This window comes from Streptomyces misionensis (assembly GCF_900104815.1).
GTDB classification, from domain to species: Bacteria; Actinomycetota; Actinomycetes; order Streptomycetales; family Streptomycetaceae; genus Streptomyces; species Streptomyces misionensis.
Window position 1 is genome coordinate 2,767,168 of the sequence record NZ_FNTD01000004.1, and the last position, 12,743, is coordinate 2,779,910.

Annotated in this window: 10 protein-coding genes; 5 read left to right on the forward strand and 5 right to left on the reverse strand. The window is 73.4% G+C overall.

Features of this window, described 5'->3' with window-relative positions; translation table 11 throughout:
• Positions 1 to 99: 99 nt before the first annotated feature.
• Both BLW85_RS14235 and BLW85_RS14240 read left to right on the forward strand, forming a co-directional pair.
• Positions 100 to 1,518, forward strand: a complete 1,419-nt coding sequence (locus tag BLW85_RS14235) for an MGH1-like glycoside hydrolase domain-containing protein (protein ID WP_074992240.1) — start codon at positions 100 to 102, stop codon at positions 1,516 to 1,518.
• Positions 1,515 to 3,452: an amylo-alpha-1,6-glucosidase gene (locus BLW85_RS14240; RefSeq protein WP_074992241.1), complete on the forward strand. Its 1,938-nt coding sequence runs from the start codon at positions 1,515 to 1,517 to the stop codon at positions 3,450 to 3,452. Before BLW85_RS14235 ends, BLW85_RS14240 begins: the two co-directional genes overlap by 4 nt.
• A 75-nt stretch (positions 3,453 to 3,527) precedes the next feature.
• Here the strand turns inward: BLW85_RS14240 and dusB are convergent, their stop codons facing one another.
• The gene (dusB, locus tag BLW85_RS14245; RefSeq protein WP_074992242.1) at positions 3,528 to 4,658 is read right to left on the reverse strand and encodes a tRNA dihydrouridine synthase DusB; all 1,131 of its coding nucleotides are present in this window, start codon (positions 4,656 to 4,658) and stop codon (positions 3,528 to 3,530) included.
• A 162-nt stretch (positions 4,659 to 4,820) separates the two neighbouring features.
• Here dusB and BLW85_RS14250 point away from each other — a divergent pair, with 162 nt between their 5' ends.
• Positions 4,821 to 6,266 (forward strand): MFS transporter, encoded by a 1,446-nt coding sequence (locus tag BLW85_RS14250; protein ID WP_074996072.1) that lies wholly within the window; start codon positions 4,821 to 4,823, stop codon positions 6,264 to 6,266.
• 72 nt (positions 6,267 to 6,338) lie between these two features.
• On the opposite strand, the gene BLW85_RS14255 is transcribed toward BLW85_RS14250, so the two are convergent.
• Positions 6,339 to 7,706, reverse strand: a complete 1,368-nt coding sequence (locus BLW85_RS14255; RefSeq protein ID WP_074992243.1) for a S53 family peptidase — start codon at positions 7,704 to 7,706, stop codon at positions 6,339 to 6,341.
• A 135-nt stretch (positions 7,707 to 7,841) separates the two neighbouring features.
• Positions 7,842 to 8,717, reverse strand: a complete 876-nt coding sequence (locus tag BLW85_RS14260) for a helix-turn-helix transcriptional regulator (RefSeq protein WP_074992244.1) — start codon at positions 8,715 to 8,717, stop codon at positions 7,842 to 7,844.
• A gap of 101 nt (positions 8,718 to 8,818) precedes the next feature.
• Here BLW85_RS14260 and BLW85_RS14265 point away from each other — a divergent pair, with 101 nt between their 5' ends.
• Together BLW85_RS14265 and BLW85_RS14270 are read left to right on the forward strand one after the other, a co-directional pair.
• Positions 8,819 to 10,255, forward strand: a complete 1,437-nt coding sequence (locus BLW85_RS14265; RefSeq protein ID WP_070025185.1) for an MFS transporter — start codon at positions 8,819 to 8,821, stop codon at positions 10,253 to 10,255.
• 307 nt (positions 10,256 to 10,562) lie between these two features.
• Positions 10,563 to 11,096, forward strand: coding sequence for a hypothetical protein (locus BLW85_RS14270; protein WP_074992245.1), 534 nt, complete (start codon positions 10,563 to 10,565; stop codon positions 11,094 to 11,096).
• On the opposite strand, the gene BLW85_RS14275 is transcribed toward BLW85_RS14270, so the two are convergent.
• Together BLW85_RS14275 and BLW85_RS14280 are read right to left on the reverse strand one after the other, a co-directional pair.
• Positions 11,089 to 11,676, reverse strand: a complete 588-nt coding sequence (locus BLW85_RS14275) for a TetR/AcrR family transcriptional regulator (protein ID WP_070025183.1) — start codon at positions 11,674 to 11,676, stop codon at positions 11,089 to 11,091. The genes BLW85_RS14270 and BLW85_RS14275 overlap by 8 nt on opposite strands.
• A gap of 26 nt (positions 11,677 to 11,702) precedes the next feature.
• Positions 11,703 to 12,719, reverse strand: a complete 1,017-nt coding sequence (locus tag BLW85_RS14280) for an aldo/keto reductase (RefSeq protein ID WP_070025182.1) — start codon at positions 12,717 to 12,719, stop codon at positions 11,703 to 11,705.
• Positions 12,720 to 12,743: the final 24 nt, after the last annotated feature.

A 12,743-nucleotide genomic window follows, 5' to 3' on the forward strand; every position in this document is an offset into this window, starting at 1 on the left:
TGGGTTTTGCTTGTTAAATAGGCGTAACTCGACGACGGCCACGACCGAACCCGAGGGTCGCGCGGCCGTCCGGACGTCATCGTCTCCGGGGAGCCCCGAGTGGACCGCACCGCCCAACTCACCGCCCTTGGGGCGGAGTACGAGTCCGACTGCCGCCTGTGCGCCGCTACCGCGCGGGTGCTGGACGCCAACTGGACGGGCAGCTCGACGGTCCCCTCCCGCCGTCTGTACCCGCACCAGTGGTCCTGGGACTCGGCGTTCATCGCGATCGGGCTGCGGCACCTGTCGCCGCTGCGCGCCCAGACCGAACTGGAGACGCTGCTGGCCGCCCAGTGGGCCGACGGGCGCGTGCCGCACATCGTCTTCAACCCCTCCGTCCCGTCCGGCGCCTACTTCCCCGGCCCCGGCTTCTGGCGCTCCACCACCGCCGGACGCGCCGCGGGCGCCCCGCGCACCGTACAGACGTCGGGCATCGTGCAGCCACCGGTGCACGCGCTCGCGGCCTGGCTGGTGCACCGCGCCGACCCCGGGCTCTCCGCCGCCCGGGGCTTCCTGGCCCGGGTCTACCCGCGACTGGCCGCCTGGCACCGCTACCTGCTGCACCGCCGCGACCTGGGCGGCGGCGGTCTGGTGTCCGTGGTGCACCCCTGGGAGCAGGGGATGGACAACAGCCCCTGCTGGGACGCCCCGCTCGCCCGGATCGCCCCCGCCCCGGCCCGCTCCTTCCGCCGCGCCGACCTCGCCCACGGCGCGCCCGAGGACCGGCCGACGGACCTGGACTACGGACGGTACGTGCGGCTGGCCGCCGACTACCGGGACGCCGGGTACGCCGACGGGCACGGCGAGTTCGCCGTCGAGGACCCGGCCTTCAACGCCCTGCTCGTCGCCTCCGAACACGCCCTCGCGCTGATCGCCTCCGAACTCGGCGCGACCGCCACCGCCCGCCACGCCCGCGCCGAACGGCTGACGGCGGCGCTGGTGGACCGGCTGTGGAGCCCGCGGTCGGGGATGTTCCTGTGCCGGGACCTGCGCGGCGGCGGCCTGCTCCCGGAACGCGGCGTGTCCGGCCTCGTCCCGCTCGTCCTCCCGTCCCTGCCCCGCGAGTTGGCCGCCGCGCTCGTCCGCACCCTGGCCGGCCCCCACTTCGGGCTCGGCACCCGCACCCGGCTCGTGCCCAGTTACGACCTGCTCGGGGAGGCGTTCGACCCGCACCGCTACTGGCGCGGGCCGGCCTGGTTCAACACCGGCTGGCTGCTGGAGCGCGGGCTGCGGCTGCACGGCGAGCCGGCACCGGCCGACGCGCTGCGCACGGCGCTGCTGGAGCTGGCCGAGAAGACCGGCTTCGCGGAGTACGTCGACCCGTACACGGGCGAGGCCTGTGGCGCGAGCGGCTTCGGCTGGACCGCCGCACTCGCACTCGACCTGCATAAAGAGCTTCTCAAGCGCCCGCAAGGGGGCGTGTCCAAGTCAGGCACCGGCACGTTCGACACAAGTGACGAGGGAAGGGACCGGGGATGACCGACCGGCATCATCTGCTCGTGCACGGCGCGACGTTCGCCGCCGTGGGCGATCGGGGCGACATCAGCGGGGTCCGGGGCGGCGGCTCCCCGGACGGGTTGTTCGTGCGCGACGCCCGCCATCTCAGCCGCTGGCAGCTCACCGTGGACGGCGCGGTGCCCGAGGTGCTCACGCCGGTCGCGGACGGCGACACCGCGCGTTGTGTCCTCGTCCCGCGCGGCGGCCGGCCGGAGCCCCCGGCGCACACCCTCTTCCGTGAACAGGCGGCCGGTGACAGCTCGTTCGTGGAGACGGTGCGGGTGACCAGCAACCGCCCGGTGCCCACCACCATCCGGCTGGCCATCACCGCCGACGCCGACTTCACCGACCAGTTCGAGCTGCGCCCCGACCACCGCACCTACGTCAAGGCGGGCGCCCTGCGCTCCCGGGTCGTCATGGACGACGGCATCGAGTTCACCTACCGGCGCGCGGAATGGCGGTCCTGCACGACCATCACGGCCGACCCGGCGCCGGACGCCGTGGAGGAGACCGGCACCGGCGCCCGCCGGCTGGTGTGGACGCTGGAGCTGCCCCCGCACGGCACGCGCGAGCTGGTGCTGCGGGTGATGGCGCGCCCGCACGGCGACCGGCGCGCGCTGCGCGTGCCCCGCGACCCGGCCGCCGTGCACGGCCAACTCACCGCCGAACAGGACGCGTTCGTACAGGACGTGGCCTTCCCCACCGGCTGGCCGGAGCTGGCGGCGGCCTGCGCCCGGGGCCTGACGGACCTCGCGGGACTCCAGATCCCGGCCACCGGGCCGGACGGCGAGGAGCTGCGGGTGCCGGCCGGCGGCGCCCCCTGGTACCTCACGCTGCTCGCCCGGGACGCCCTGCTCACCTCCCTGTTCGCGCTCCCGTACCGCACCGGCCCGGCCGCCGGCACCCTCCTCGCCCTCGCCGCGACCCAGGCGACCGGCGCCGGCGCCTCGGGGACCGCGCAGCCGGGCAAGATCGTGCACGAGGTACGGCACGGGGAACTGGCGCACTTCGGGCAGGTGCCGTACGGCCGTTACTACGGCTCGGTCGACGCGACGCCGCTCTTCCTGATCCTCCTCGGCGCCTACACCGAGCAGACCGGCGACCCGGCCCTCGCCCGCCGGCTGGAGCCGCACGCGCGCGCCGCCGTCTCCTGGATGCTGGACCACGGCGGCCTCACCTCCCGCGGCTACCTCGTCTACCGCGCCGACGAGGGCGGCCTCGCCAACCAGAACTGGAAGGACTCCCCGGGCGCGATCTGCTGCGCCGACGGCACCCGGCCGAGCGGGGCGGTGATGGCGGCGGGCGCCCAGGGGTACGCGTACGACGCGCTGCGCCGCACGGCGTGGGTGGCGCGCACGGTGTGGTCCGACGGGACGTACGCGGCGCTGCTGGAGCAGTCGGCCGCCGATCTGCGCGACCGCTTCCAGCGGGACTTCTGGCTGCCGGACCGTTCCTTCCCGGCGCTGGCCCTGGACGGCGAGGGCCGCCGGATCGACGCGCTGGCCTCGGACGCGGGACACCTGCTGTGGACCGGCCTGCTGGACAAGGAGTACGGCGAGGTGGTGGGCCGCCGGCTGCTGGAACCCGACTTCTTCTCCGGCTGGGGGGTGCGCACGCTGGCCGCGGGCCAGCCCGCCTACCATCCGCTCTCGTACCACCGCGGCTCGGTCTGGCCGCACGACAACGCCCTGATCGCCCTCGGCCTGGCCCGCTACGGCCTGCACGACGAGGCGCGGGCCATCGCGCACGCCCTGGTCGACGCCGCCACGGCCGGCGGCCACCGCCTCCCCGAGGTGCTGGCGGGCTACCCGCGCTCCACGCACCCCGAGCCGGTCCCCTATCCGCACGCCTGCGCCCGCGAGTCACGCTCGGCGGCGGCGCCCCTGGCGCTGCTGACGGCGGTGGGGGGCGCCTGAGCCGGATCGGCGGCCGGGGCGGGAGCAGCCCCGGGAGCAGCCGGGAGCGGCGCGGACCGGGCGGGCGAGGACGGCTCAGCCGCCCGACGTGTCCAGTTCCGCGTCCGCGCTCACGCCCGCGCAGTCGTAGGGGTCCTTCAGCCAGCCGTCCGGCAGCACCACCCGGTTGTTGCCGGAGGTCCGGCCGCGCGGGCCGTCCGCGCCGGCGGGCCACTCCTGGGCGAGGTCCAGTTCGTCGAGGCCGGCCCGCAGTTCCTCCAGGGACGAGGTGATCGCGAGCCGCTTGCGCATCTCGGAACCGACGGCGAAGCCCTTCAGGTACCAGGCGACGTGCTTGCGGAAGTCGATCACGCCCTTGGACTCGTCCCCGAGCCACTCCCCCAGCAGCCGGGCGTGCCGCACCATCACGTCGGCGACCTCCCGCAGCGTGGGCCGCCGGTGGTCGGTGCGCCCCTCGAACGCGGCGACGAGGTCCGCGAACAGCCACGGCCGCCCCAGGCAGCCCCGGCCCACGACCACCCCGTCGCACCCGGTCTCGCGGACCATGCGCAGCGCGTCCTGCGCGGACCAGATGTCGCCGTTGCCGAGCACGGGGATCTCGGGCACGTGCTCCTTCAGGCGCGCGATGGCCGACCAGTCGGCGGTGCCGCCGTAGTGCTGCGCGGCGGTACGGCCGTGCAGCGCGATCGCCGTCACGCCCTCCTCGACGGCGATGCGGCCGGCGTCGAGGTAGGTCATGTGGTCGTCGTCGATGCCCTTGCGCATCTTCATCGTCACCGGCAGGTCGCCCGCGCCGGAGACCGCCTCGCGCAGGATCGCCCGCAGCAGGTTCCGCTTGTACGGCAGCGCCGAGCCGCCGCCCTTGCGGGTCACCTTGGGCACCGGGCAGCCGAAGTTCAGGTCGATGTGGTCGGCGAGGTCCTCCTCCGCGATCATGCGGACGGCCTTGCCGACGGTCGCCGGGTCCACGCCGTACAGCTGGATGGAGCGCGGCGTCTCGCTCGCGTCGAAGTGGATCAGCTGCATGGTCTTCTCGTTGCGCTCGACCAGCGCCCGGGTCGTGATCATCTCGCTGACGAACAGGCCCTTGCCCCCGCTGAACTCCCGGCACAGGGTGCGGAAGGGGGCGTTGGTGATGCCCGCCATGGGTGCGAGCACCACGGGCGGCGTCACGGCGTGCGGGCCGATGGTCAGCGGGTGGGTCATCAGACGGCTCCGGAACGGCTGTACAACGGAAGAACGGCGTGGGACAGGACCCATTGTCCCTCACCGGCCGGGGTGCCAGCCCTCGCATGCCCGGAATCCGCCCGACACCGTGTAATAGTCATTAGTTAGACGCACTATCGAAATCGGCGTACGATGACGGCCATGCCAGAGTTGAGTCACCGCAGGCGCATGCTCGTGCTTGCGATCTGCTGCATGAGCCTGCTGATCGTGAGCCTCGACAACACCGTGCTGAACGTGGCGCTGCCCTCCATGCAGCGCGATCTGCACGCCACCACTTCGGGTCTGCAGTGGACCATCGACGCCTACACCCTCGTCCTCGCCTCGCTGCTGATGCTGGCGGGTTCCACGGCCGACCGGATCGGCCGCAAGCGCGTCTTCATGGCCGGTCTCACGGTCTTCACCATCGGCTCGGTGCTCTGTTCGCTCGCGCCCGACCTGTCGCTGCTCGTCGTCTTCCGCATGATCCAGGCGGTGGGCGGCTCGATGCTCAACCCGGTCGCGATGTCGATCATCACCAACACCTTCACCGACGCCCGTGAGCGCGCCCGCGCGATCGGCGCCTGGGGCGCCGTGGTCGGCATATCCATGGCCGCGGGACCGCTGGTCGGCGGGCTGCTCGTGCAGAGCGTGAGCTGGCGCGCGATCTTCTGGATCAACCTTCCGATCGGCCTGGCGGCCCTGCTGCTCACCCTGCGCTTCGTGCCGGAGTCCCGCGCCCCCAAGGCCCGCCGTCCCGACCCGGCCGGGCAGGTGCTGGTCATCGCCCTGTTCGGCGCGCTGACGTACGGCATCATCCAGGCGCCGGAGTCCGGTACCGGCTCGGTCGCGCCGTACTTCGTGATCGCCGCCCTGGCCCTCGCGGCCCTGCTCTGGTACGAGCCCAGGCGTGCCGAACCCCTCATCGACCTGCGCTTCTTCCGCTCCGCTCCGTTCAGCGGCGCGACCGTGATCGCCATCTGCGCCTTCTCCGCGCTCGGCGGCTTCCTGTTCATGTCGACGCTGTACCTCCAGAACGTGCGCGGCCTCGACGCCCTGCACGCGGGCCTGTGGATGCTGCCCATGGCCGTGCCGACGTTCCTGTGCGCGCCGCTGTCCGGCCGGCTGGTCGGCACGCGCGGCCCCCGGGTGCCGCTGCTGATCGCCGGTACCGCGATGACCGTGAGCGCCGTCCTGTTCGCGGTGTTCGAGGCGGAGACCTCGAACGTCACCCTGTTCCTCGGCTACGTGCTGTTCGGCGTCGGCTTCGGCTTCGTCAACGCGCCGATCACCAACACGGCCGTCTCCGGCATGCCCCGCACCCAGGCCGGGGTCGCCGCCGCCGTCGCCTCCACCAGCCGGCAGCTCGGCCAGGCCCTCGGCGTCGCGGTGATCGGCGCCGTGCTCGCCTCCGGCATCGGCGCGTCGTCCTACCGCGCCGCGTTCGTCTCCGCCGCCCGTCCCGGCTGGTGGATCCTCACCGTCTGCGGTGTCGCCGTGCTCGTCCTGGGCCTGCTCACCAGCGGCCGCTGGGCCCACCGCACCGCCGAGCGGACGGCGGCGCGGCTGGAGACCTCCGAGATCCGGCAGGTGGTCGCCGCCGGCCGGTAGCCGCCCGCACACGCCGGAGCCGGCCCGGGTACGCGATCCCGGGCCGGCTCACTCGTGTCCGAGGGCTGCGCCTCAGTGGCGGGAGGCCTTCGCCAGCGCCGCGACGAAGGCGGGCGCGTCCACCGTGCCGACGCCGGTGGCCATGTCGTAGCCGTCGACGGCCTTGTAGCCGGTGACGCCCTGGTAGCTGTTGTCCGTACCGTCGTTGACGTCCACGATGCCGGTGCCCTTGTGCTTGGCCAGGCTGTAGAGCGCCGCGTTGATGTCGCCCACGCGGTGTCCGGCCACCTGGTCGGCGAGGGCCACGATGCCCGAGAAGAGCGGGCTGGCCTCGCTGGTGCCGCCGTAGACGTCCCAGCCGACCGCGGTCGGGTCGTAGCTGGAGTACACCCAGGCCCCGCCGTTGACCGCGGCGGCCATCGAGACGTCCGGGGTGCCGCGGCGGCTGCCGACGACCTTCTTCACCCCGTTCTGGAAGTCCGGCCGGGTGAAAACGTGGGACTGGCCGCCGCCGCCCGCGCCGTAGTCGTTGTAGACGCTGTCCGGCGCGATCCGCTTGCCCTGCTCGTCCAGGTGCAGCTGGGTGCCGCCGACGGAGGTCACCAGCGGGTCGGCGGAGGGCCAGGAGTTGACCCGCTCCTTGTAGTAGCCCTTGCCGTCCGCGGTGCTGTCGGTGGCGCCGCCGTCGCCGGAGGAGGCGAGCACGGTCACGTGCTTGCGGGCCGCGTCCTCGAAGGCGTACCGCAGGTTGCGGATGCTGGAGAAGTCGCCCTTGCCGAAGCCCGGGAAGGTGTTCTCCGTCGCGCCGAAGCTCTGCGTGATGACGTCGCCGACACCGTGGTCGATCAGGGACTTCTCGGCGCTCATCATCTCCGGCAGACCGGTGACGCCCTCGGTCTCGGCGACGCCGGTCTCCACCAGGACGATCTTCGCGCCCGGCGCCACCGCGTGCGCCATCTCGACGTCCAGGGTGGACTCGCCGGCCCAGCCCGTCATGTCGGAGTTCTTCGGGTCGAAGGGGGGCACCTTGCCCCACTTGACCACGTCGACCTTGGTGCTCGGCATGCCGAACTGCTTGCTGTAGACGTCCAGGTCGTGCTGGATCGTCGGGGAGCCGAACGAGTCGACGATGACGATCGTGCGCCCCTTGCCGGTGACGCCCTTGCGGTACAGCGAGTCGAGGTGGTACGCGGTGCGGTACTGCAACGGCGTGTAGCAGTTGATGTGCCACTTGGCCTGGCACTGCGCGATGGAGATCGGGCTGTCCACGTCGTGGGCCAGGGTGTGCCCGGCGACGGCCGGAGCCGCGAAGGTGTGCGGCACGGCGGCGGGGGCGGCGGCGACGCCTGCGGGGGCGGCGGTGGCCAGCGCGGCGGCGACGAGAGCGGCGGCGGTCGCGGTGGCGGCCGCGACGCCTCGCCCGGTACGGGCTATGTGCATGAAGTCCCCTGAGAGATGCGGTGTCGACCGAAGTGGTCGTGCGCATCCCATCGGGCGGGTCATGCACAGGACAACCCTGTTGAACCGTAGATGTCGAACCTTTTACCGAAAGCCCACCCGTACCCGGGGGACCGTTCAACTCCCCCGCGCCAGCAGGTGGAGCCGCTCCAGGCGCTCCCGCGACACCTCGTTGCCCGGCGTGTACGTCACCATCCGGAAGCCCGCCTCGGGGGCCAGCCACAGATCGGTGTGCTCCAGCGTCAGGTGGCCCACGTAGGGGTTGAGGAACTCCTTGGTCCTGGAGCGGTGGCGCACCACCTCGTAGCGCTCCCAGTGCTCCCGGAACACCGGCGACTCCTCCAGCCGCGCAAGCAGCATCTTCCAGGCGGGCTCCCCGAGATGACCGGCGAGGGAGGCGCGCAGCCGGGCGGCCATCAGCCGCTGGCTCTCCTCCAGGTGCACGATCGCCGCCTGCCAGTCGGCGTTGGTGTAGGCGAGCAGCACGCAGTTGCGGTCCTCGGGCGGGATCGCGTCCAGGTCGCCCATGAGGCGGCCGTAGGTCCGGTTGTAGGCGACGATGTCGTACCGGCTGTTCTGCACGGCGGCCGGGACCGGTTCGAGGCGCTCCAGCAGCTCCCGGATCGCCGGGGTGACGCTCGAACAACTCGCCGCGGGCGACGGGTCGTTGGCGCCGGCCAGCTGGAACAGGTGGGCGCGCTCGCCGGCGTCGAGCCGCAGGGTGCGCGCGAGGGCGTCGAGCACCTGCACGGAGACCTGGATGTTGCGGGCCTGTTCGAGCCAGGTGTACCAGGTGACGCCGACCGCGGACAGGTGCGCCACCTCCTCGCGGCGCAGCCCCGGCGTGCGCCGGCGGGGGCCGCGCGGCAGCCCGACCTGCTCGGGGCTGATGCGCTCGCGCCGGCTGCGCAGGAAGGCGGCCAGTTCGTGCCGCCGGATCTCCGCGCCCGCGGCGGCGGCGTCCTGCTGCCGGACGGTGACCGTGCTCGTCATGGTTCCAGGGTGCCGGTGCGGCCATCCTGTTTCCAGGTGGTGCTGGTACCAGGATGAGAACACTCTGGTACCCGTCTGGGCCGGGCCGCAGGCTCGGTGGCATGAGTGAGACCATCACCGCCGACGCCGTACGCCGGGCGACCGCGCCGCCCGCGCTCGGCGGGCTCGGACTGTTCACCGTTCTGCTGGCCGCGGCGCTGCCGCTGGTCGACTTCTTCATCGTCAACGTGGCCCTGCCGACCATGGGCGCGGACCTCCACGCGGGCGAGGCCGTGCTGGAGCTGGTGGTCGCGGGGTACGGGGTGGCGTACGCCGTGCTGCTGGTGCTCGGCGGCCGGCTCGGGGACCTGTTCGGCCGCCGCCGGCTGTTCCTCGGCGGCATGGCGGCCTTCGGGCTGACCTCGCTGGCCTGCGGACTCGCGCCCGGCGCCTGGCCGCTGGTGGCCGCGCGGGTGGCGCAGGGCGCCGCGGCCGCCGCGATGCTGCCGCAGGTCCTCGCCACCATCCAGTCCGCGACCCGCGGCGCGCGCCGGGCCAGGGCGATGAGCCTGTACGGCGCCACGGCCGGTCTGGCCATGGTGGCCGGGCAGATACTCGGCGGGGTCCTGGTCGCCGCCGACGTCGCCGGGACCGGCTGGCGGGCGGTGTTCCTGGTCAACGTGCCGGTGGTGGTCCTCGGGCTGGTCCTGGCCGTGCGGGTGATGCCCGAGACCCGCTCGCAGCACCCGGAGCCCGTGGACGGGCCCGGCACCGTGCTGCTCGGGCTGTCCCTGCTGACGCTGCTCGCCCCGCTCACCGAGGGCGAGGCGACGGGCTGGCCCCTGTGGACCTGGCTGTCGCTGGCCGCGTTCCCGTTCGCGGCGGCCGCCTTCTGGCTGGTGGAGCGGCGGGCGGACCGGGCGGGGCGGACCCCGCTGGTGCCGCCGAGCCTGCTGGGGCCGGCGTCGCTGCGGCGCGGGCTGGTGCTGATCGTGCCGTTCGCGGTCGGCTTCAGCGGCTTCATGTTCGTGATCGCGCTGGCGCTCCAGCAGGGTGCCCGGCTCGGTCCGGTGCCGGCCGGGCTCGCGCTGGCTCCGATGGCCGTGGTGTTCCTGTTCACCTCGCTCGCCGGGCCCCGGCTGATCGGCCGCTACGGCACCCGGGTGGTCAGCGCCGGGTCCCTCGTCCAGGGCGTCGGCGTGCTGCTGATCGCGCTCACCGTGTGGCGCCAGTGGCCGCACCTCGACGTGGTCGCGCTGGTGCCGGGGATGGCCGTGGCCGGGGCCGGTCAGGCGCTCCAACTCCCCAACGTCATGCGGATCGTGCTGTCCGAGGTGCCGCCGGCCCGGGCCGGGGTGGGCGGCGGGGTGATGGTCACCACCCAGCAGTCGGCGCTCGCCCTGGGCGTGGCCACGCTGGGCACGCTGTTCCTCGCGCTGGTCCCGCACCTGGGCATGCGCGACGCCCTGCTGATCACGCTGCTCGCGCAGGTGGGCGGGATCGCGCTGACGGGGCTGCTCGGACTGCGGCTGCCGCGGGCGGTCGGGGAGCTGCCGTAGGGCATCCGCGAGACGTCCGAGAGCCGTCCGTGAGGGGGCGGCGGCCCCGCGGAGCACCGGGGGCGCCCGCGGGGCGTCACCGGGCCACTACCCGGGCACCGCCGTACGGCGCAACCCGGGTCGGTGCCGCCCCCGCTCGCCCCGGGCCGGGAAAGGGCCTTCGGAAAACTCCCGCAATACGCCCCCGACCTGCGTGTACACAGATCACCGAGGGCGGTTACGCAGCGCTTCGAGTGGCCGACGGAGCGAAGTCGGGTCAGCCTGGATGACGTCCGATCGAGCGACGATCGAGCGACAGGAGAGAACCATGACCTCCGTACTCCGCCACCACCGCTACGGCCGTGCGCTGGGCACCGGCGCCATCACTGTGGCGCTGCTCTCCGGCGGTACGGCTGCAGCCTTCGCCGCCCCGACCCCCACCCCGAGCCCGACCCGCACGGGCATGTCCACCACGACGCCGAGCCCGATGCGCACCCGCACGGCTCCGATGCCGACCCGCACCGAGCGCCCGCGGGCGACGCGCACCGAGACCATGGCGCCGCGGCCGACGCGCACGGTCACGCGGGGCTCCATCACCGTCTCGACCCGTGAGGTGTCCGTGCGGCGCGGCCGCGCCGTGGCCTTCACCGGTCGCGTCCGGGACGTCCGGGCCGGCACCACGCTGGTCCTCCAGCGCCGGGTGAACGGCCACTGGACCACCCTGCGCACCACGGCTCTCGTCAACCGCAACGGCACCTTCACCATCCGCCGGACGTTCACCGCCCGGGGCACCGAGACGGTGCGCGTGGTGACCCGCGACGGCCGCGTCCAGTCCGCGGCGATCGTCGTCCGGGTCAGCTGAGACCCCGCACCAACAGGTCCACCAGGGCCGTGAATTCCTCGCCGACCCCGGGCCGGGTCCACTCCCTGGCGTAGCAGGGATCGTGGAAACGACCGGTGGCCTGGAAGACGGCCCGGGCCGCAACCGCCGGGTCGGGCACCGCGAAGGTGCCCGACCCGGCTCCTTCCGTGATGATGCGCGTCAGCTGCGCGGTCAGTTCGGCTATGTGCTCGCCGACGACCGCGCCGTTCTCGTCGGTCAGCACCGTGTACGTGGCGAACAGTTCCGGATCGTCGCCCGCCTTGTGCCGCTTGGCCTCGAACAGGGCGGTGAGCCAGTCCCGCAGCCGGGCCGCGGGGTCCCGCTCGGTCGCGTCGACGATCCGGGCGAGCTTCTCCGAGGTCCGGTCCAGCCAGCGCTTGGTGACCGCCTCGCGCAGCGCGGCCTTGGTGCGGAAGTGCCGGTAGACACTGCCGTGGCTGACGCCGAGCGCGCGGGCCACGTCCACCACGGTGGCCTTGGCCGGGCCGTGGCGGCGCAGCACCTCCTCGGTCGCTTCGAGGATGCGCTCGGCGGTCAGGGTCTCGCTGGTCGGTGCCATGTTCTAGACCGTACCCGGCGGCGGGATCAGCGCTCGCTGTCGAGGTGTGCCATCTGCGCGCTCGGGTAGCGGTCGCCGGCCGCCGCGTCCGCCGGCACGGCCTCCTCGATCGCCGCCAGGTCGGCCGCGTCCAGGGTGACCTCCAGCGCGCCCAGCGACTCGGCCAGCCGCTCGCGGGTGCGGGCGCCGATCAGCGGCACGATGTCGGTGCCGCGCGAGAGCACCCAGGCGATGGCGGTCTGCGCGACGGTGGCGCCCTTGCGCTCGGCGATCGCGCGCAGCGCGTCGACCAGGTTCAGGTTGTGCTGGAGGTTCTCGCCCTGGAAGCGGGGCGAGTGGGCGCGGAAGTCGTTCGCGGCCAGTTGCCGGTCGCGGCCGAAGTGGCCGGAGATCAGGCCGCGGGACAGCACGCCGTACGCGGTGACGCCGATGCCCAGTTCGCGGACGGTCGGCAGGATCTCCCGCTCGATGCCGCGCGAGATCAGCGAGTACTCGATCTGGAGGTCCGAGACCGGCGCGGTGGCGGCGGCCCGGCGGATGGTGTCGGCGCCGACCTCGCTGAGGCCGACGTGCCGCACGTACCCCTTCTCGATCAGTTCGGCGATGGCGCCGACGGTCTCCTCGATCGGCACGTCCGGGTCGATGCGGGCGATCCGGTAGACGTCGATGTGGTCGACGCCGAGGCGCTGGAGGGAGTAGGCGGCGAAGTTCTTCACGGCGGCGGGCCGGCCGTCGTAGCCGCTCCAGCCGCCGTCCGGGTCGCGCAGGGCGCCGAACTTCACGCTGACCAGGGCCTGTTCGCGGCGCGCGGCGGGTGCGGCGCGCAGGGCCTCGCCGATCAGCATCTCGTTGTGGCCCATGGCGTAGAAGTCGCCGGTGTCCAGCAGGGTGACGCCGGCCTCCAGGGCGGCGTGGATGGTCGCGATGGACTCGGCGCGGTCGGCGTCGCCGTACAGCGCGGACATGCCCATGCAGCCGAGGCCGAGGGCGGAGACGTGGGGACCGGTGGTGCCGAGAGAGCGGGTGTGCATCGTCGTCGTCATGCCTCAAGAATGGCATGACAGCTG